Raw genomic sequence first — 21,085 nt, 5'->3', positions numbered from 1 at the left:
CTTCGGGAGATGGCTCGTTTCCCTGCCTACTATGACCTCGGCTGACTCCCTGTAAAAAAAAACAGGGCCTCCCAGGGTAAGTGTTATCGCTTTCCATCCATGTAGCCGCTGCATTTACGTTGTTACAATCTGTGTAGTATCGGGTTTTTGTTTCTTATGCAACATCACCCTTGTAACCCCGCCTTGTATACAGTTTCTGTTCGTCGGCCCGGATGTTTGCCGCCAGCTTCCTTCAGATTCCACTTTACAGTGGACACCCTTGCTATTGGCTAATGCTTCCTACTACAAAGCGCATTCGGGACTTGCACCCTAGAGATATAACACATGCCTGGCACACATAAAAAAAGGCTGCCCCTGTATGAGGCAGCCCTTTTTCGATATCATATTATTATTTTTCTCTATATCCTTTATTCTGCTTCAGCAAAGGATTAACCTGCAGTTCACGCAAAGGAATTGGAAAAACAGCCTTATCTGCATTATAGGCAAGCTGGCCTAAATTTAATTTCAGACGTTTGTTTGTCCAATAGTCATCACCTTCAAAACATAATTCAAGCCTCCTTTCATTTACCACATCGTCTGCAGTTACAGTAGTAAGTGGAGCCGCTTTCGATCTTGTTCTTACAGTATTCACATCATTTAGCGGAGTATCACCAATAGTTGTGCCTCCCCTTAAATTGGCTTCCGCACGAGTCAGGTACATTTCTGCCAGTCTGATAACCGGGATAGTGCCATAGAAGTCTCTCCACTTATTAGAGGTCATGGTTTCGGGATCCAGAACTGTGTAAAAGCTTTTACGCTTATCGCCATCCCCATACAGCTCTACGAACGCAGGATCTACCAATACCTCTCCTCTTTGATCAAAGCTATAAAAAGTAACCAGGCCATTGTTACTGGTTCCTGCGTTGCTTTGGCTGGTTTGAAGAATAGCAAAGATATCTTCAGTAGAGAAAGTAGTATTGTTAAATTCATTAGCCCAATCCGGCACCAATGCATAAGCTCCTGATTCAATTACAGTATTGGCTTCTTCAGCAGCATTTTTGTAATCTCCCATTGACAGGTAAACCCTTGATAAAAATGCATGAGCAGCATACTTATTAGCCCTTGCCATATCCTTCTTTGTATCATAACTTTCTGGCAGGTTATCTGCGGCAAACTTAAGATCAGCAATCACCTGTTTGTACAGCTCGTCCACTGTCGCCCTTGGCTTTTTACTTTCTCCAAGATCATCACCTGAGAGAACCGGTTTGGTCATGATAGGTACGGCGAGGTTAGTAGTTACATTACCATTGGAATATGGTAACCCGTAAATACCCGCCAATTCAAAAAGGAATACTGACCTTATGAATTTAGCTTCGCCTTCTATTGCTTTTTTATTGGCGTCACTTACCAGGTCGAGGCGACTTAATACAAGGTTCATTCCATTGATTCCTTCATAAGCATTACCCCACATACCGCTAGCGATGGTGCTGTTTTCAGCCACAGTTTGGCTATAAACATCTGCATAGTTCTGGAAGGTTCCAGTATAAATCACGTTGTTATTAGTATAAAGATCTGTAACAAACAGGAACCTTTCTCCAAATCCGTCATAGTTCTGAAGTGATTTATAGCCTCCAAACAAGATAGCCTGGATGTCATTTTCGTTCTTGATCTGGTCGGTCGGTACCTGAGTACCTGGGAGTACGTCCAGTTTTTTGTTACACGAGGTCGTAATCAACATGGTAGCACCAAGCAACAGACCTCCGATATATTTTATTCCGTATTTCATTTCGAATAGCTTTTGATAATGCGATCAAATAAAAACTAAAGCAAAGTCTAGAACTTCACATTAAGACCTACAGTAATTGTTTTTGCCTGAGGAACAGTATAGAAGTCTACACCTCCACCAATGTTACCCTGAGTATAAGTATTTACTTCAGGATCGCTGATATACTTGGTCTTTGTCCACAGGTTATAACCTGCAACATATACTCTCAAACCATTTAACTTAATATGTGAAAGCACTGATTTAGGTATGCTATAGCCAAGCGTTACGTTTTTAAGACGAATATAAGAACCGTCGTACAACCATCTTGAAGAAGGAGCATGAGCTTCACCGGTGTAATAAGCTACCCTTGGAACATCTGTAATGTCTCCTTTCTTCTGCCACCTGTTCAACTGATCCTTGGTTTGGTTATCCAATCCGTTTGCAAAACCAATTGATTGGTATTGACCTGCAAGGTTGTAAATGTTATTTCCTTCAACAAAAGAGAAGAATATGTTCAGATCAAATCCTTTATAAGTAAAGGTATTGGTTAAACCGCCTGTCCAGTCAGGGTTTGATTTACCAACCACCTGGTATTCCGCCTGTGTATAATCGTTGGTTTTCTTTCCTGATGCATCATAGAAAAGCTCATCGCCATTGTCAGGATCTACACCCGCATATTTTGGCATATAGAACACGCCGATCGGCTGGCCTTCAACAGCACGCTGTAACCTGTCGCTGCTTTCCACTACCTGGCCATTGATCTCTTTAACTTTGTTTTTGTTATAAGCCAAATTCAATGTAGTACTCCAGTTGAAATCTTTGCCTACAATATTTTTTGAACTCAGCATGATCTCAACTCCCTTGTTCTCCATTTTACCAACATTGGTATAGAGATAAGGGTATCCTGAAGTCAATGGCTGGTTAGCTCTCAGCAACAGATCAGTGGTTTGTTTATTATAGTAATCAACTTCACCACTTAACCGGTTATCAAAAAATCCAAACTCAAGGCCTACGTCAACTTGTGAAGTATTTTCCCAATGTAAGCGTGGATCTCCTAACTGGAAAGCATTTAAACCAGGCAAACCAGGATAGTTATTTACCTGTAACAAGGTCAGATATTTATTATTGCCAATTTCGGCGTTACCTGTAAGACCATAGCTTGCGCGGAGTTTCAGGTAATTAACCCATTTGCTGTCTTTCAGGAAATCCTCTTCAGACAGTACCCAACCCAATGATCCGGCAGGAAACAGGCCGTATCTTTTATCCGGACCGAAACGTGAAGATCCATCAGAACGTAAGCTAAAGGAGGCTATATATTTCTTTTTATAATTGTAATTAGCACGGAAGAAATAAGAAAGGAATGCATAATCCTGTACGTTGGAAGAACCACCTGTAATATTTACGGCACCGCTAACATTTTTTATAGCGTTGGTTGGATAATCTTCACCCGTTACCCAGTTACCATTATACCTGTTTTGCAGGTAACTCATACCGGCAACCAGTGACAGGCTGTGATCAGTACCCAGTTGCGGATTAAAGGTAAAATAGTTGTTGGTGTTGATAGTAGCATTCTGATCAAAAATGGAAGAACCTTTACCGATACCACGGGCATCCTGAGTTTCTTTACCCAAGAAGGACTCATCAGTCAGGTTGTAAATATCAGCACCTATTTCTGAACGGAAAGATAAAGAAGGTATAAAGTTGTAGTTCAGATAGGCGTTACCGATAGTACGGAAAGTTACCTGAAGGTCTTTTGCATATTTAGCTTCTACTAAAGCATTATAGTATAATGGTTTGTAGACAGGCTCACCGTTTGCATCGTAAGGCTTGGTGATAGGCGGTTGCGCCACCATCTGACCTGGAGTAGAAAAAGCGTTATCTGTTGAAACCCTGGTCAGCTCTGTACGGCTAACACCAAGGTTCAGACCGAAAGACAATTTTTCATTGGCGGTATGTTCAAGGTTTAAGCGACCTCCATATCTTTTAAAACGGTTCACTATCACGATCGCTTCTTGGTCAGAGTAAGTTCCTGAAGCATAAAACCTCGTTTTAGCGTTACCGCCAGAGATTGACAGATCTGCCTGGTTAGTATGGGCCTGATCGCGATAGGCCAGTTTTTCCCAGTTGGTATTGGTTTTATATGTCTGCCAATCGTCATTACCACCTGAAAGGGATTTCAGGTTGTTTTTCATACGATTCTGGTAATAGTCAATGGCCTGCTGTTCAGTTGTCCAACGGGGATTCGCCGGATCCTGATGAGCAAAAGCATATTTACCATCGTTTGATGCTGCTTCGAGTACTAATTCAACATACTCTTTGGCATCCAGAAATCCTCTCAGTTTAGTAGGCTTTGCCCAACCAGTGCTGAGATTTAAATCAACATTGGTCTTGTCGTTGCCTTTACCTCTTTTAGTAGTGATCAGTACAACACCGTTAGCAGCTCTCGCTCCATAGATCGCGGAGGCAGAAGCGTCTTTCAGTACTTCCACTGACTCAATATCGTTAGGATTAATATCGGCGAGCGGGTTTGTAGGGTCGTTGTTCACATCGCCCTGAGGGGCAGATACGATAGGTACCCCATCTACTACATATAAAGGCTGGCTTTCTGCGGAAATAGAAGAAGTACCGCGAATACGGATCTTCATAGCCTGGCCAACTTTACCGCTACCGGATTCGATCACCACACCGGGAGCTTTACCCTGTAAAGCAGTTTCAAATGTTGAAATTGGCTGGTTTTCGATTTCTTTAGCAGAAATTTTAGTTACCGAACCTGTTAAATCCCTCTTGGCAAGGGTACCATAACCCACAACGATCACTTCAGACAGATCCTTATTACCGGATTGTAAAGCAGCGTTAATAGTAGATTGTCCGGCTATGGCTACCTCCTGGTCAGCGAATCCTATAAAGCTAAAAACTATAGTGGTAGCTTTTGAGGGTACTGATAGGTGATAGGTTCCTGTAGCATCTGTAATTGTTCCTACATTGGAGTTTTTTACCTTCACAGTTACTCCAGGTAAAGCAGAGCCGTCTTTCGCATCTGTAACCTTACCTGTCAATTGAACTTGGGCAAACGAGAATATGCTTAGGATTAGCAACATCCCCACCATCGAAAAGAATCGCAACATGGCTTTGAATGTTTAGATTTTGAGTTATAATGACAGCAGTAATAAAAACAAATTTTGGTTGTTCGGTTAAATACTCTTGGGCATTCTATATTAACAACATAAGCAAAAACACAAAATGAAATCTAAAGCGGCTACTTCAATTTCATGGTTTAAAAATATAGATAATTTCTCAATTCTTTAACAAAATGTTAAGAATTAAATGAATTTTCCTCATTTGTACCAATGTACATATATAAAAAAAGGCGGCTATATGCCACCCTTTTTATCTTGATCCTATTTTTATATGCTTTTTTTAGTCCCTGTTCCTCGCTCCCATAAATATTAAAATATACTGGAACAAAGTCGCCATTGATGCCAATGCAGCCACCACATAAGTCATTGCTGCCCACCATAATGCATTCTTCGCTTTGTCATGCTCGGCCGGCCTCATTACCTGGCTTCTGTCTAACCAGGCCAGGGCGCGTCTTGAAGCGTCGAACTCTACCGGCAGGGTAATGATCGAAAACAAGGTGGTAGCGGCAAACAATATAATACCGCCCAGCAATAACTGCGGGAATACATTAATTAACAATATCCCCCCCAACAAAACCCAGGAAACAATGCTGGAGCTGAACTGCACAATAGGCACCAAACGGGATCTTAACCCCAACCAGGGATAAGCCGCCGCATGCTGCACTGCGTGCCCGCATTCGTGAGCCGCCACAGCCGCCGCTGAAACGTTAGCCCCATAATAAACATCCGGGCTCAGGTTTACCGTTCTATCGGCCGGGTTATAGTGATCGGATAAAAAACCCTCGGTCGCCTGTACGCGGACATCATATATCTGATTGTCTTTCAACATTTTCTCAGCAATTTGCTGTCCTGTCAGACCCGAAGAAGTGGGTATTTGGCTGTAAGCCTGGAACTTACTTTTCAGAATATAGCTTACAAGCATGCTGATCCCCACAAAGATCAGTGATACAAACAGAATTCCAGGTGTCATAGTCTTTCAAATTATGCCTAACGCAGGCACAAATACCTCTCCAATCCACCCGTTTTAAGTTTTATTTAGCACTTCCCCTGACATCCCATCCTTTTCCTGATGAAAAAAAATATTTAACACTGCCATATTGACAAAATGGACAATTTTCCCCCTTGGAGAGGCTCATTTGTCATTGATAAAAATTTATTTTATTAGAAAAAATTTATATACAAAAATCATAAACATCACCTCTATCTATCAACATTTTAGAAGGGGTCATTGAAAGTAATATTGGATAAAAAATCGGCCTGAAACGGGCATTGGCAGCCACTTTGTAAGATTGGCATCAACAGTCAAAAGTTATTCACATCAATTAAATAAACTTTTTTATTCTGAAGCCATTTTGTAATTTAGACCTGAATTTAATGGGTTAGTAAGTAGAAAGAGTCAACGGAATCTTCCGTTTGGCTCTTTTCTCTTTTTATGACTTTTTAGTTCGTTTTTACCCCCCTTTTTTATCCAACCGTGAAAAAAACCTGTTACTTTGTAACCCATCCTTTTAAAAATTTATGAGTAAAATAAGAACGGCCTTTTTTTGTCAGCAATGTGGTTATGAAGCAGCAAAATGGAATGGAAGATGTCCAAGCTGCGGCGAGTGGAATACTTTTGTTGAAGAAAAAGTGCAGAAGGATGCTCCTTCAAAAATCCCGGACTGGAAAAATAGCAATGACGCCAACGGACGTACGCAAAAGATCATCAACCTGGCAGATGTTACTATCCGGCAGGATGAACGTATCCTCACCCCCGACAATGAACTGAACAGGGTGCTGGGAGGCGGTATAGTGGCCGGTTCTCTCGTATTAGTAGGCGGAGAGCCTGGTATCGGAAAATCTACTTTGTTCCTTCAAAATGCACTGCAACTTCAGCATATTCGTACGCTTTACATCAGCGGCGAAGAAAGCGAACAACAGATAAAAATGCGTGCAGATCGCATTAGGATCACCAACGACCAGTTCTTCCTGTTAACAGAAACATCTACTCAAACCATCTTCCAGGAAATCAAAAAACTGCAGCCACAGTTAGTGATCGTCGACTCTATACAAACCTTGCATTCCCCCTTTATCGAATCTGCTCCCGGCAGCGTTTCGCAGATACGCGAAACAACCGCCGAATTGCAACGTTTTGCCAAAGAAAGCAATATCCCCGTATTCCTCATCGGGCACATCACCAAAGACGGCTCCATCGCAGGCCCTAAAGTCCTGGAACATATGGTGGATACGGTATTACAGTTCGAAGGCGACCAACATTATGCATACCGGATACTCAGGACTATCAAGAACCGCTTTGGCTCTACTGCCGAACTGGGCATCTACGAAATGACAGGAACAGGTTTGCGGCAGGTAACCAATCCTTCTGAAATACTTATTTCCCAGCGGGAAGACCTCCTGAGCGGCGTAGCTATTGCCGCCACCCTGGAAGGCATGCGCCCATTGCTGGTGGAAGTGCAGGCGCTGGTTACCCAATCAGTATACGGCACCCCGCAAAGAACGGCAACAGGCTTTGATCTGCGCAGGTTGCAGCTGCTCCTGGCAGTATTGGAAAAGAGAGGCGGATTCCACTTTGGGGTAAAAGATGTTTTCCTCAATATCGCCGGCGGTATCCGGGTAGAAGATCCGGCTATCGATCTTTCGGTGCTCTGCGCATTACTTTCATCGTACGAAGATGTAGCTATTCCTTCTAAAATTTGCTTCTCGGGAGAAGTAGGATTGAGTGGAGAGATCAGGGCTGTTAACCGTATTGAACAAAGGATCGCGGAAGCGGAGAAACTTGGTTTTGAAAAAATTTTCGTCTCCCGTTATAACAAAAAAGGAATTGATTTCAGTAAATTTCAGATCGAAGTAATTGCTGTTGGCAGAGTAGAAGAAGTTTATCAACGTTTGTTCTAACCAATTCTCCATTATGCTTACCCGTTTGTTAACGCCACTGGTGCAGCTATTCTATCCGCATTGCTGCGAAGTATGCGGCGCCGAATTGCCCGCTGCCGCTACCCTTTTATGTTTCCGCTGTATTGAGGCATTGCCCCGGACAGGATTCGAACAGTTTACCGAAAACCCTGTATCCAGGCTGTTTACAGGCCGGGTAAATACAGGGCATGCCTTTGCCGTGTATTATTATCATCATACCTCGGCCCTGCGGCAACTCATTCACCTGTTCAAATATAAAAAACGACAGGATGTTGCTTTATGGATGGGCAGGCAAATGGGGCTGGTTCTAAGTCAAACTACCTGGGCGGAAGAAATAGATATGCTTGCTCCTGTGCCGCTCTTCTCCCGCCGGGAAAAGGAAAGAGGTTATAATCAATCGGCCCTGCTATGCAAAGGCATTGCGGAAGTAATAAAGAAACCGGTTGACAACCAACTGATTCTGCGAAGGCAGTTTACCAGTACCCAAACCAGGAAGAGCAGGGCCGAAAGATGGCAGAATGTGGCCGATATCTTTACTGTTAATTCTTCATTAAAAGACAAACATATACTGCTGGTCGACGATGTGATCACTACCGGCGCAACTACAGAAGCCTGTGCAAACGCTTTGCTGACGCAGGAAGCGAGGGTAAGTATCTGCGCGCTGGCCTTCACCTGGCATTGAGGATGAAAAACTTCCTTTTTTCAACTGGTATTACTACCTTTACTAATGGCCGGAACCGGCTATATTTAATCATGCTTTAAAAAACTCCAAGATGTTCAGACTTGCCATACTTTCAATATTTATGCTTTTCAGCACCTCTCATTTATATGACTTTAAGGTAGATGCAGTTGACGGAGGTAAAATTGATTTCGCTAAGTATAAAGGGAAAAAAGTATTAATCGTAAATACCGCTTCTCTTTGCGGCAACACACCCCAATACAAAGGGCTGGAAGCATTATATAAAAAATACCAGAATAAACTGGTGATCGTAGGCTTCCCTGCCAACAACTTCGGTTCCCAGGAACCAGGAAGCAACAAAGAAATAAAAGAATTCTGCACAAAAGAGTATGCCGTTACATTTCCAATGGCGGCAAAGATCTCTGTAAAGGGAAGTGATATTCATCCACTCTATAAATGGTTAGTGGAAGAAAGCAAAGCCAAACATTTTGAACCTGCAGAAGTTACCTGGAATTTCCAGAAATATCTTTTAGATGAAAAAGGAAACCTGGTAGCTGTGTTTTCTCCAAAAACACAACCAGAAGCTCCTGAAGTAATTGCCGCTATAGAAAAATAGCTTTCAACTAACCTGTTGCCAACTTGAACAAGACATTCTAATATCTCCCGGCTTTGAAAGGCCGGGAGACGTTACAGCCTTTTGTTAAAACTTTGGCAACATTATATGAAAAAAAACTCCAATTTCTACCAACAAGTACTATTTCCAGCTTTCCTGATCCTCTTCGCTTTTGCGGGCTGCCAACACACAGACGATAATCCTCCCCTTTCCTGCCCTAACATGAAAATGATTGTAAACATGCAGAATTCGTCGAGCCTTCTGCAACTTAGAAGCAACGTCATTTTCCGCCAGCATACCGATTCCGGGGGCTTTAAATACATGTCTACCGAAGCCGTTTCGGACTCGCTGAAAATTATTTTCAACCTTCGGGACGGGATGTTTGAAGATCCCAAAATGGTAGACGACAGTCTTCATCTTAAAACCTATACTTTCGTAAAAGGAGTACAGAACAATGGTCTGGTTGTGGTTGCCCTTAAAAACAACGGAGGGTATGATTACCTGGAAACCGACAGTTCATCTATTACACTTACCCGGATGAATCTCAAAAGGCAGACGGTTTCAGGAGAGTTTTACTTTAAAGCTCAAAATGGAGAAGTGACCGGCAATGGCACCTTCGAGAATGCCTGTTACACGCCACTTAATTAACAGTATAGCCCCTTTTCATTAACTTGCGTACATGCTGTTTTCTGAAATCATAGGACAAAGTGCTGTAAAGCAACAACTTGTACAATCAGTTCAAAATAATAGGCTTAGTCATGCCATGATCCTGGTTGCTCCCGAAGGGGCAGGCGGATTACCGATCGGTTTAGCTTTCACCCAATATCTTGTTTGCGAAAACAAACAGGCCACCGATGCCTGCGGGCAATGTGCGGCCTGCGTTAAAGCATCTCAATACATCCACCCGGATATTCACTATTCCTACCCGGTTATTCCCCGTAAATCGGGCGATAAACCTATCAGTACGGATTATATAAACGAATGGCGGGAGTTCATCGGCGCCAACCCTTACGGCAATGCCTACGATTGGCTGCAATTCATCGGGGCGGAAAACAAACAGGGAAATATTACGGCCAGCGAATGCCAGGATATCCTGCATAAGCTGAACCTGAAAAGTTTTGAAAGCGGGTATAAGATCCTTCTTATGTGGATGCCCGAATACCTGGGCAACGAGGGAAACCGGCTTTTAAAGCTGATAGAGGAGCCGCCCCAGAACACGTTATTCATACTGGTGGCCGAAAACCAGGAACAGATCCTGGCCACCATCCTTTCCAGGACTCACCTGGTTAAAGTGGGTGGGATACAGAAAGAAGACCTGGTCAAGGCACTGGAACAAAAAAACCAGGTGCCAGCCCAGAAAGCCCAGCAATTGGCAACTATTGCCTTGGGGAACTACAGGGAAGCTTTGTTCCTGCTCCGGAACTCGGAAGATGATTACCACGAACTCCTTAGAAACTGGCTGAACCACCTGTTCACCGGCAACAGGATAGCTTTACAGGAATGGATTGAAGCTATTTCCAGTGCCAAAACGGGTAGGGAGAACCAGAAGCAGTTCCTGCGGTATTTTATTAACCTGATAGAACATACCATCAGGTTGCAATATCTTGATAAATCGCTGTTGGGATTTTCGCCGGAAGAAATCGACTTTGCCACGAAGCTCAGTAAACTGGCCAACCACGAGCAACTTGCGGCTATAGCCGAGGAGCTTAATAATGCCAGTTATTATATTGAACGAAATGCTAACGGGAAGTTACTGTTCCATGCATTATCTATCAAGTTACAACATATATTTAAAAAGAAACCTATACCAGTATTGTAATAAGAATGGACCTCTCGCGGGCTTATCAGCTGCTTTTCCCTATCTTTGTTACTTCCGTTCTTTGTTTTTCTACAAGGAAAAATGTATTTTAAGAACTGGTATAACCTGAAATACTTATTTCTAAAATTTAAACTAATTAATAATATGGCTTGTGCCGGATGTGGTACGGGTGTGGATGGTAAGCCAGCAGGATGCAAGAGTAATGGAGGATGCAGTACAGGAGGTTGTAACAGACTGAATGTATTTGATTGGTTGTCCAATATTCCCCTTGGAGATAGCTTAGCACCATTTGACATTGTAGAAGTTAGCTTTAACAACGGCAGCCGCAAAGACTTTTTCAGAAATGTTACCAAACAGTCCTTTGATAAGGGAGAAATGGTAACTGTAGAAGGGGTAAGCGGATTTGACGTTGGAACAATCAGCCTGACAGGCGAATTGGTAAAGCTACAGATGAAGAAAAGACGTGTAGAAGACACGCCCGAAATAAAGAAAATATTACGCCGTTCAACGAACGATGATCTTCAAAGAATGAGTGACAATAAAGCCCGGGAAAAGGAGGCACTCATTAAATCCAGGGCCCTGGCCAGGAACCTGGGCCTGGAAATGAAACTTGCAGAAGTGGAAATCCAGGCAGATGGCCGGAAAGCTACGTTCTTTTACACAGCAGACGACAGGGTCGATTTCCGTGAGCTTATTAAAGTATATGCTTCTGAGTTCAGGGCCAAAGTTGAAATGCGTCAGATAGGCGCCAGACAAGAGGCCGGGAAAGTAGGCGGTATCGGTAGTTGCGGCCGCGAATTATGCTGCTCTACCTGGTTGTCCGACTTCAAAAGCGTTAATACTACCGCTGCCCGGTACCAGAACCTGTCTATCAACCAGGCTAAATTATCCGGCCAATGCGGCAGGTTAAAATGCTGCCTGAACTACGAGCTGGATACCTACCTCGATGCACTGAAAGAATTCCCCGAGGATGCCGATGTCATCGAAACCGCTGCAGGTACTGCTCACCTTCAGAAAAGAGATATCTTCAAAAGCCTTATGTGGTACTCGTTCGAGGGAAGCAACAAACAATACCCTCTGACTATCACGAGGGCTAAGGAGATCAAGTTGCTTAACAAACAAGGCATCAGGCCGGAAGACCTGAAACCTGTTGAAGTTGTTACCAGCAAACCTAAGGAAACAGACCTGGGATATGCAGATGTAGTAGGCCAGATCAGTCTTAAATCTCTCGAAAAAACTGCTCAGAAACGCAAACAGAAAGATAAAGACAAACAAAAGCAACAAAAAGGCAACGAGCCTAAGCAGGCCCAGGGTAAAAATGAACCTGCTAAAATGAAGCAGGACAACAGGCAACCTGAGAAAAAACAAAAACAGGAAGCCCGCCCGCAGCAACAACGCCAGGGAGGCAACAACAATGGTCCTAAACCCGGCAACCAGGGTAACCAGCCGAAACAGGAACAGGGCAACAGGCAGCAAGGACAACAACCCAAACAACAGCCAAACCAATCAGGCAACCAGGGTCAACAGCCTAAGCAGCAGGAAAAACGCCATCCAAAGCATAAACACAAACATCAAAAGAGTAATCAACCTGATAAAGACAACAAATAATCAGGAAGAAATAAAAAGAGGAAAGCTGCCTTATGTAAGGGCAGCTTTTCTCTTTTATATATTTTATCAGACCTCCATTTAAAATAAAAGGCCGCCCAGACGAAGCAGCCTTTGTTAACAATTGGTTTTTGCTTATGAGAAAATTGTAAAACGCAGTATTAAATCTCTTCACAAAATCAATCGCACAGGCGCCTCAAGGGCTTTCGAAAACAAATAGCCTACGCTTCGTTTTCGAATAAAAGTTTATAATAGTTCATATTGGTAGCCTCATCAAACCCTCTTTCAATCATTTCGCGGTTACCGTGTATGTATATATGAAAATTCTTATCCAGCTTGATGATGCTCTTAAACACCTTCTGTTGCTTTTTTACTGCAGGCGCCGAGATATCAAATTCATCAGGAATATCTTGCTGATAATGGTTAGCATATTCGTTTCTGTACTCTTTAAAAGAAGCGATGGCATCAGGATGTCCTAAAACCTCATTAGCAAAATCCTCTAACTGGAATTGTTCTTTCTCTTTAAAATAAGCAGCTGATTTATTTAACAGGTCTACCTGGTCTACCCTATTCATTTCATACTCGCTCGGTAGTTTGGTTGAAATAAACTGTTTGCACATATCTACCGCTGTTTCAGTCTGATGATAACTGTCTTCACGGCGTTGTACCTGTAAAAAAGCGTCTCTCCAATAAACAGCCTCTTGCTGTTTTCCTATACTATCAACAATACTCACTTTATATCCTTCGGCTTCTTCGGTGTTGAAGATCAGGCAACCTTTATCAAGCTTGTTGATATTGATCCCGTCCTCGTAATTCACCTGGTAGTTATCGTCAGATAAGAATACTTTCAGATAAGTATCCCGGTTCTCAGACTTAAATATACCGATTGCCGAAACTTCTTCTCCATCTACCTGGCATTTATTAAAATAAGCGATATACAGTTCTCCTCCTTTGATCTTCGGATGAGTGGAATGCTTATATAAATGCTTGGCAATATTTACTGATTGTTCCTGAAAATCGTCCTGATTAGTAAAGATACGTTTACAATATTGAAATATTTCATTCATTTCCAGGTCTGCATCATGTTTGAACCGAAAATATTCAGCTGCATTAGAAAATGGTTGAATAAAATATGTAATCAGTAACTGACCAATCGTTTCATCCTCCAGCTGCAGGGGTGCTTTAGAACAGATCAACATCTCGTCATTTGAAGCATTTCCCACTTTATGTATGGTTAGCAGCGCCAGGTCTTTGAACTCAGAAACATGAATCATGCACGCAAAATTAATAAATTAGTTGGCAGACCAACGAACAGCCTTGCCTGGTAATTAAATCTTGATAACTTTAACAATCACGCAAAATTCTGATTTTGTTGCTTATTTTAAAGCATTAAATCATGGTCTGATGATAAAAAAATTATACCTGGCCGCTTTGCTGCTTCCATTTACAGCACAATCCTTACTGGCCCAACAACTCTATAAAACCAAAGATCTGACCGCCGAGAACATGTTCTCTTCCAATATTGAAGGTCCCAACTTTGATAAAGCCGGCAATCTATATATAGTCAATTTCCAGCACGATGGTACCATCGGAAAGATAGATCCGCAAAACGGGAACGGGGAAATTTTCGTAACCCTGCCAGACAGCAGTGTAGCCAATGGCGTTCATTTCAACAGCAAGGGTACCATGTTCCTTCCTGACTTCAAAGGACATAATATCCTGATGGTAGATATGGATACAAAGAAAGTAGGCGTTTATGTACACAGCGCGAAGTTTAACCAGCCCAACGATCTCTGTATCAACCGCAAAGACCAGATATTCGTATCAGATCCCAAGTGGGCCGACAACTCCGGCCAGATCTGGAGAGTAGATGCCAATCGCACTCCTGTACTGCTGGAAACGAACATGGGTACTACCAACGGGATAGAATTAAGCCCCGATGAAAAGACCCTCTATGTAAATGAAAGCGTACAGCGAAAAATATGGAAATATAAAGTAGATGCAGCGGGCAATATCTCGGGGAAAGACTTGTTCGCCGAATTTCCCGATTTCGGTTTCGATGGTATGAAATGCGATAAAGCCGGGAACCTGTATGTTGCCAGGTGGGGAAAAGGCGTGATCGCCGTATTATCGCCCGCCGGCACATTGATGCGTGAGATCCCGTTAAAAGGCAAACAATGCAGCAACCTGGTATTCGGCGGCCCCGACGGCAAAACCGTATACGTAACCCTGCAAGACAGGAAAGCCGTCGAAACCTTCAGGGTGCCTATTCCCGGCAAGAAATTCTAGCTTCACGCGGGGTTTCACGCAAAGGGGCATAAGAAGCAAAGAAGCATAAGATAATATTTTAAGGAAAATAAGAAAGCAAAGGGAGTGAAGACTGTGTTATTTATAACATACTCTTCACTCTCTTTGCTTCTTAAAATTCGCTTCGGTAAAAGTTCCTTATGCTTCTTTGCTTCTTATGCCCCTTTGCGTGAAACCCCTGCGTGAAACCTCTGCGTGAAATCAGATGCAAAGGCCGCCGCAAGCGTTGAGCGTTTGGCCGGTTACGTAGCTGCTAAGGTCGGAAGCCAGGAAAAGGCAAACGTTAGCGATATCTTCGGTGGTGCCGAACCTGTTTAATGGAATTTGTGAGATATAGCCATTAGCCGCTTCCCCATCTTTCAGGTAGCTGGTCATATCTGTTTCAATAAATCCCGGAGCTACGGCATTGCAACGGATGTTGCGGCTACCCAGCTCCTTGGCGATGGATTTGCTGAAACCGATGATACCGGCTTTAGAAGCCGCATAGCTGCTCTGGCCTGCATTGCCCATAACGCCAATAACGGAACTCATATTAATGATACTGCCGCTTTTTGCTTTCATCATCGGGCGGATCACCTGTTTGGTCATGTTGTAAACGCTTTTCAGGTTTACATCCATTACTTCATCCCACTGATCAGGGCTCATTCGAAGCAACAGGTTGTCTTTGGATATACCGGCGTTATTCACGCAGATATCTATTTTCCCGAATTCTTTCAGTACATCGGCTATTAAAGTTTCTGTTTCTTCATAGATAGCAGCATTAGATTTATAGGCCTTGGCTTTAACTCCCATGGCCGTTAGCTTTGCTTCCAATGCTTTTGCTTTTTCGTCGGAGCTCAGGTAGGTAAATGCTACGTTAGCACCCTGTTCTGCAAATTTTAATGCGATTGCCTCTCCGATACCACGGCTGGCGCCAGTTACAACAGCAACTTTGTTCTCCAATAATTTCATGTTATAGTTGATAGGTTTTAAGCATTCATATTTTCAGCCGCAAACTTAAGTATCTCTTCAAGGTATTTGCGGTCGTTATTCAATCGTGGTACTTTATGTTGTCCTCCCAGCTTTCCTTTGCTCTTAAGGAATTCACAGAATGTTCCCTGTGGAAGTACATGAACGGCAGGCATATGCAAGGCTATGCTCTTATACCGTTTTGCCTCATAATCTGAGTTAATGGCTTTCAGCGTATCATCCAGTACCTGCATGAACCGGTTGATATCATCTGGCGCTTTGTCGAATTCTATTAACCATTCGTGCCCTCCGTTCCCCTGCTCGCTGAAGTATACAGGAGCTGCTGTATAGTCATTTACTACAGCGCCGGTTGCCTGGCTGGCCTTTGCGATGGCTGTATCTGAGTTTTCAACGATCACTTCTTCTCCAAAAGCATTAATGAACGACTTGGTACGGCCGCTTACTTTGATCCTGTAAGGCAATAAAGAGGTGAATTGTACAGTATCGCCTACCAGGTAACGCCAAAGACCGCCGTTGGTGCTGATCACCAGGGCATAGTTCTTACCCAGCTCCACTTCTTGCAATTGCAGCGTCTGGGGATCTTCTTTTCCTAATTCCTCCATCGGCATAAACTCATAGAAAATGCCATGGTTCAGGAAAAGCAGCAACCCTTCTTCCCCTATTATATCCTGTGCGGCAAAGAAGCCTTCAGAAGCATTATAGGTTTCCTGGTAATTCATCATCGGCTTGCGTATGAGCCTATGGAACTGTTCCCTGTATGGAGTGAAACTTACGCCTCCGTGCATGTAGAGTTCCAGGTTGGGCCATACATCTGCCAGGTTATCCGTTCCCGTTAGTTCAAAGATGCGTTTGATAAGAACGATGGTCCAGGTAGGAACGCCTGCAATGGAAGTTACATTTTCATGTATCACGGCATTGGCCATACGTTCTATTTTCTCTTCCCACTCGTCCATCAGCGCTATCTCGAGGTCAGGGGTCCGGATCATGTTGCCATAGAACGGCATATTCTGCAACATTACGGCACTCAGGTCGCCAAAATAAGAATCGCTGTTCTCTGAGAGTTTATTAACCTGGTGGCTGCCGCCTATAACAAGTGATTTACCTGTAAAAACATCTGAATCAGGGAAGTTATTATAATATAACGAGATCACGTCCCTGCCTGAGCGGTAATGGCATTCGTCCAGGCTTTCCACGGTAACGGGAATGAATTTGCTTTTATCGGCAGTTGTACCGCTCGATTTGGCAAACCATTTAATAGGCGTGTTCCAAAGCACATTTTGCTGGCCTTCCATCGTGCGTTGTATGTATGGCTTGATAGTGTCGTAAGTATGAATTGGAACTCTTTTTTTGTATTCTTCTATTTTATAAATATTCGAAAATCCGTATTGTTTACCGAATTCGGTGTATTGAGCGGCACTGATAAGGTTCTGGAATACCTGCTGTTGAACTTGCACAGGATACTGCATGAAATACACGATACGGCCCATGCGTAGTCTGGCTAGCTGTGATATTGCAGGACTTAAAATTCTCATATAGGATGGTGTAGAATTATATTTTTACTGTTTAGCTGCTTCTCCAAGGTAATCTTTGCGTCGAAGAATGAAATTCTGGCCAAGATACACTTTTCTTACCTGTTCATCTTCTGCCAGCTCTTCAGCGGTTCCGGATTTCAGGATCTTGCCTTCAAAGAGCAGGTAGGCTCTGTCAGTGATGGAAAGCGTTTCCTGCACGTTGTGGTCTGTGATCAGGATACCGATATTTTTGTATTTCAGTTTGGCTACAATAGATTGGATATCTTCTACGGCAATAGGGTCGATACCTGCAAAGGGTTCATCCAGCAGGATAAACTTTGGGTCCACGGCCAGGGCCCTGGCTATTTCTGTACGTCTGCGTTCTCCACCGCTTAATACGTCGCCGGGGCTTTTACGCACATGGGTTAGCCTGAACTCTGTGAGCAGGCTTTCCAGTTTATCTTTTTGTTCGGCTTTAGAGAGCTTTGTCATCTCTAAAACTGCTGCTATATTATCTTCCACACTTAATTTACGAAATACTGAAGCTTCCTGGGGCAGGTAACCGATCCCCATTTTCGCTCTTTTGTACATTGGCAGCTTGGTGATATTCTGACCATCGAGGTAAACATTTCCCTCGTCGGGCTTGATAAGCCCCACCACCATGTAAAACGATGTTGTTTTACCTGCACCGTTAGGCCCTAACAGCCCTACAATCTCCCCTTGGGATACCTCCACAGATACGTGGTTTACCACCGTTCTGGCGCCGTAACGCTTTACCAGCTGGTCTGTATGTATTCTTAATGCCATATGATCAAACTTAGCAAAAATAAACAATTCATTCAGTTAGCCTAGTTATAGTTCTCCTAAGATTAAAAATGATCTGATTATAATTGGGGGATATATTATTTTTGCCCGCATAAATTTTATAGGGATAATTAGACTATTATCTATCCAAATCCCTAAAGACCAACAAAATATGAAAGTTACTGAACATATTGCCAAAGCTAAGGATACGCTCATTTCTTTTGAGATCCTTCCCCCCCTTAAAGGAAAAAGCATTGAGTCGATCTACGACCACCTGGACCCATTGATGGAGTTTAAGCCCTCTTTTATCAATGTGACCTATCACCGTAGCGAACATATGTTCAAGAAAAAGGCGGATGGTTCCTTCGAAAAGGTAGAGATCCGGAAACGCCCGGGTACTGTAGGTATCTGTGCCGCAATTATGAACCACTACAACGTTGATGCAGTGCCTCACCTTATCTGCGGCGGGTTCAGCAAGGAAGAAACCGAAAACGCCCTGATCGACCTGAATTTCCTGGGCATCGACAATGTTCTTGTACTCCGCGGTGATGCGCCAAAGAATGAAACCTTCTTTGAGCCCGACCCGCACGGGCACAGCTATGCCATCGAATTACTGAACCAGGTAGCACAAATGAATAACGGCGTATACCTGGAAGATGACCTCCAGGGCGGTGTAAAAACCAACTTTTGCATTGGCGTGGCCGGCTACCCGGAAAAACATTTTGAAGCTCCTAACATGCAAACAGACATGAGCTACCTGAAAAAGAAGGTAGAACAGGGAGCAGATTATATAGTTACCCAGATGTTCTTCGATAATCAAAAATTCTTTGATTTCGTAGCGCGTTGCCGTGAAATGGGCATAACGGTTCCTATTATACCAGGTTTGAAACCTCTGACCACCAGGAAACAGATGACCATGCTGCCAAGGATCTTCCATGTAGACCTGCCAACAGATCTTTCTAACGAAATCCTGAAATGCAAATCAGATAAGGATGTAGAATTGGTTGGAACTGAATGGCTTATAGCCCAGTCGAGGGAGTTGAAAGCATTTGGCGTACCTGTTCTGCACTACTATACCCTGGGCAAACCTAAAGTAGTCCAAAAAGCAGTGGCTGCAGTATTTTAAAGTTCGGCAAAAAAAAATGCCATCACGTAGATACGCAGTGGCATGTCCCATAACTGTCACACTTTTAATAATAATTTTAATAACTAACCTATAATCAGAAACCGTTTTATCGGCTTCCTCGGTTATAAGACGCGCCAAAAAATATCATCCCCTATGGGGACCAAATAAAAAATAAAAAAGAGCCGGTAACCATGGTTATCGGCTCTTTTTTATTGTCGGATCAGTAACCGGCTCCGTCTAAGGAGGCCATCGTCTAAAAATTTTATAGGTCTGTCCCCAACAGGGAATCGCGTTTACCAGTCTTCCCTGTCAAACAAAATTCCCAGTTTCACGCCATAGAATTGGTTCTTAAGCTCTCCAACGCCTTTGTCAACATCCACCAATCCCCTGCTGTAATGGAAGCCAAGGGTCAGGAAGCAGTTAAATTCCACACCGGCGGTTGCATCCACTCCTGCGTCCCACCTGTGCAATTCAGAACCGGTGCCCATGACATTAGGAGTTGCGTTGAAGTTGATCCGCTGGAAATTGGATTGTACCTTGTTTCCGTTCTCATAGATGTCTACCTTATAACTACCTCTCACGCAATAGGCGCCATATGGGCCGCCGCCAAACACGATCTTGCCAATACCTGTATTTATCTTGTAGACGAAGTTCACAGGAAGCTCCAGGTAGTTCAGCTTTACCCGCGAGACATCAGTTGTAATAATATAATCCGGATGTGGGTTGCCTAACCCTACCGTAGCGCCTTTTATTGCATAGTTAGCGCCAACCTGTATGTAAAAATTATTTTTCAACGGAACGTTGGCATAAAGCCCTGCTGTCCAGTTGTCGGAACTTGAAGTCCGCGATGATGGGGATGTTGATACAAACTCGGTTCTTAAAAAGCCTCCTCGAACACCTAGACTAGTTTGTCCGAAAGCTGAGGATGCAATGCTTGTTGCCAGAATCAGGGTAAAAAATTTCATCAGTAGTTCGGTAAAAAGTAATAATTAATGGATTGCTCACACGACGGATGATTGGGGAAAAGATTCTTCTATAAAATGGTTACTGTTAATCCCTACAAACTTACACAAACGTTTCGACTTTAATTAAAAAAACCACCCTGTCAGCGGGTGGTTTAATAAAAAAATCATACTGTAAACTAACATTACCTTCCGAACTTATAACCTACAGAAACGCCGAATGAAGCGTTCTTGAAACGGCGGTCGTTATCGGTGTTGTAGGCCGTATTAACTAATCCAAGGTCGCCGTTCAGGCCAAAAAACAACCCCGCTGGCAATTCGTAGCCGATATTCAACCCCAATCCGCCATCGAAGCGTTTCTGTCTTAACAACAGCGCTTCCTCGTTGTATACATCCAGGTCGCCGAAGCCGGTATCTTTTATTTTACCGCCAACGCCTACAGCAACATAAGGACCTACTCCCAGCACCATTCTACCGGTTCCTACTTCCGGTTTAAAGGTGAAGAGAACAGGCAATTCCAGGTAAGAAAGGTTTGTTTTCACATCGCTGTTTTTTGCCTTGCCTCCTTTTCCGGAGTATAACAGCCCTGTTCCCAGGTAGAAATCTTCTGCCAGGGGAATATCTACTGTTATTCCCGCTCTCAGGTTAGTGACTATTTTGCTTGTTTCTTTACCACTGTTTAATGCGGCATTTTTTGCGGTAATACTGGAAAACTGGGGACCAGCTACTATACCCCATTTAGCCTGACCAAACGTGATTGTAGCCATTAACAGAGCAGCTACAGATAATAAAACCTTTTTCATGATTGTTAATTTGAATGAATTAGGAAGCGGTACCCACAGGTCGGGAGGTACCGCTCGAGTTTTTTTGTTTGCCAACAAATGAATGAAACCTGT

General features: G+C 43.3%; 17 protein-coding genes. 8 read left to right on the top strand and 9 right to left on the bottom strand.

Features of this window, described 5'->3' with window-relative positions; genetic code table 11:
* Nucleotides 1-388: 388 nt before the first annotated feature.
* The 3 genes from BLV62_RS26535 to BLV62_RS26525 all read right to left on the bottom strand — a co-directional run bounded on the left by BLV62_RS26535 (nucleotide 389) and on the right by BLV62_RS26525 (nucleotide 5,851).
* Nucleotides 389-1,765, bottom strand: a complete 1,377-nt coding sequence (locus tag BLV62_RS26535; RefSeq protein WP_089765932.1) for a RagB/SusD family nutrient uptake outer membrane protein — start codon at nucleotides 1,763-1,765, stop codon at nucleotides 389-391.
* A 47-nt stretch (nucleotides 1,766-1,812) separates the two neighbouring features.
* Complete coding sequence (locus tag BLV62_RS26530; RefSeq protein ID WP_089765930.1) at nucleotides 1,813-4,869, bottom strand: SusC/RagA family TonB-linked outer membrane protein; 3,057 nt, start codon at nucleotides 4,867-4,869, stop codon at nucleotides 1,813-1,815.
* 292 nt (nucleotides 4,870-5,161) lie between these two features.
* A complete protein-coding gene (locus BLV62_RS26525) occupies nucleotides 5,162-5,851 on the bottom strand; it encodes a zinc metallopeptidase (RefSeq protein WP_089765928.1) in 690 nt (229 codons plus the stop codon).
* A gap of 548 nt (nucleotides 5,852-6,399) precedes the next feature.
* Here BLV62_RS26525 and radA point away from each other — a divergent pair.
* The 6 genes from radA (at nucleotide 6,400) to BLV62_RS26495 (ending at nucleotide 12,513) form a co-directional block, all read left to right on the top strand.
* A complete protein-coding gene (gene radA / locus BLV62_RS26520; RefSeq protein ID WP_089765926.1) occupies nucleotides 6,400-7,776 on the top strand; it encodes a DNA repair protein RadA in 1,377 nt (458 codons plus the stop codon).
* Nucleotides 7,777-7,789: 13 nt separating this feature from the next.
* The gene (locus tag BLV62_RS26515) at nucleotides 7,790-8,476 is read left to right on the top strand and encodes a ComF family protein (protein ID WP_089765924.1); all 687 of its coding nucleotides are present in this window, start codon (nucleotides 7,790-7,792) and stop codon (nucleotides 8,474-8,476) included.
* Between the two features lie 91 nt (nucleotides 8,477-8,567).
* Nucleotides 8,568-9,089, top strand: coding sequence for a glutathione peroxidase (locus BLV62_RS26510; protein ID WP_089765922.1), 522 nt, complete (start codon nucleotides 8,568-8,570; stop codon nucleotides 9,087-9,089).
* Nucleotides 9,090-9,194: 105 nt separating this feature from the next.
* Nucleotides 9,195-9,734 carry a hypothetical protein gene (locus BLV62_RS26505; RefSeq protein WP_089765920.1) on the top strand — a complete coding sequence of 180 codons (540 nt, stop codon included), beginning with the start codon at nucleotides 9,195-9,197 and terminating at the stop codon, nucleotides 9,732-9,734.
* A 31-nt stretch (nucleotides 9,735-9,765) separates the two neighbouring features.
* A complete protein-coding gene (locus BLV62_RS26500; RefSeq protein WP_089765918.1) occupies nucleotides 9,766-10,905 on the top strand; it encodes a DNA polymerase III subunit in 1,140 nt (379 codons plus the stop codon).
* Nucleotides 10,906-11,049: 144 nt separating this feature from the next.
* The gene (locus tag BLV62_RS26495) at nucleotides 11,050-12,513 is read left to right on the top strand and encodes a PSP1 domain-containing protein (RefSeq protein ID WP_089765935.1); all 1,464 of its coding nucleotides are present in this window, start codon (nucleotides 11,050-11,052) and stop codon (nucleotides 12,511-12,513) included.
* A 218-nt stretch (nucleotides 12,514-12,731) separates the two neighbouring features.
* On the opposite strand, the gene BLV62_RS26490 is transcribed toward BLV62_RS26495, so the two are convergent.
* Nucleotides 12,732-13,784, bottom strand: coding sequence for a nucleoid-associated protein (locus BLV62_RS26490; RefSeq protein ID WP_089765916.1), 1,053 nt, complete (start codon nucleotides 13,782-13,784; stop codon nucleotides 12,732-12,734).
* A gap of 130 nt (nucleotides 13,785-13,914) precedes the next feature.
* On the opposite strand from BLV62_RS26490, the gene BLV62_RS26485 reads away from it, so the two are divergent.
* A complete protein-coding gene (locus tag BLV62_RS26485) occupies nucleotides 13,915-14,799 on the top strand; it encodes an SMP-30/gluconolactonase/LRE family protein (protein WP_089765914.1) in 885 nt (294 codons plus the stop codon).
* A 219-nt stretch (nucleotides 14,800-15,018) separates the two neighbouring features.
* Here BLV62_RS26485 and fabG read toward each other — a convergent pair whose 3' ends face one another.
* Genes fabG through lptB form a run of 3 tightly spaced genes read right to left on the bottom strand, consistent with a single transcriptional unit; the run spans nucleotide 15,019 to nucleotide 18,104 of the window.
* On the bottom strand, nucleotides 15,019-15,768 hold the full coding sequence (fabG, locus tag BLV62_RS26480) for a 3-oxoacyl-[acyl-carrier-protein] reductase (protein WP_089765912.1): 750 nt from the start codon (nucleotides 15,766-15,768) through the stop codon (nucleotides 15,019-15,021).
* Between the two features lie 17 nt (nucleotides 15,769-15,785).
* Entirely contained in the window at nucleotides 15,786-17,318 is a 1,533-nt protein-coding gene (locus BLV62_RS26475) for a GH3 auxin-responsive promoter family protein (protein ID WP_089765910.1), read from the bottom strand.
* Between the two features lie 24 nt (nucleotides 17,319-17,342).
* The gene (gene lptB, locus BLV62_RS26470; protein ID WP_089765908.1) at nucleotides 17,343-18,104 is read right to left on the bottom strand and encodes an LPS export ABC transporter ATP-binding protein; all 762 of its coding nucleotides are present in this window, start codon (nucleotides 18,102-18,104) and stop codon (nucleotides 17,343-17,345) included.
* Between the two features lie 169 nt (nucleotides 18,105-18,273).
* Between lptB and BLV62_RS26465 the strand changes: the two genes are divergently transcribed.
* A complete protein-coding gene (locus BLV62_RS26465; protein WP_089765905.1) occupies nucleotides 18,274-19,227 on the top strand; it encodes a methylenetetrahydrofolate reductase in 954 nt (317 codons plus the stop codon).
* Between the two features lie 293 nt (nucleotides 19,228-19,520).
* Here the strand turns inward: BLV62_RS26465 and BLV62_RS26460 are convergent, their stop codons facing one another.
* Both BLV62_RS26460 and BLV62_RS26455 read right to left on the bottom strand, forming a co-directional pair.
* Nucleotides 19,521-20,192: a porin family protein gene (locus tag BLV62_RS26460; RefSeq protein WP_089765903.1), complete on the bottom strand. Its 672-nt coding sequence runs from the start codon at nucleotides 20,190-20,192 to the stop codon at nucleotides 19,521-19,523.
* 182 nt (nucleotides 20,193-20,374) lie between these two features.
* Nucleotides 20,375-20,992: a porin family protein gene (locus tag BLV62_RS26455; RefSeq protein ID WP_089765901.1), complete on the bottom strand. Its 618-nt coding sequence runs from the start codon at nucleotides 20,990-20,992 to the stop codon at nucleotides 20,375-20,377.
* Nucleotides 20,993-21,085: the final 93 nt, after the last annotated feature.

The organism is Chitinophaga terrae (ex Kim and Jung 2007), from assembly GCF_900107795.1.
Taxonomy (GTDB): domain Bacteria; phylum Bacteroidota; class Bacteroidia; order Chitinophagales; family Chitinophagaceae; genus Chitinophaga; species Chitinophaga terrae.
This window is presented reverse-complemented; position numbering and strand designations above follow the sequence as displayed.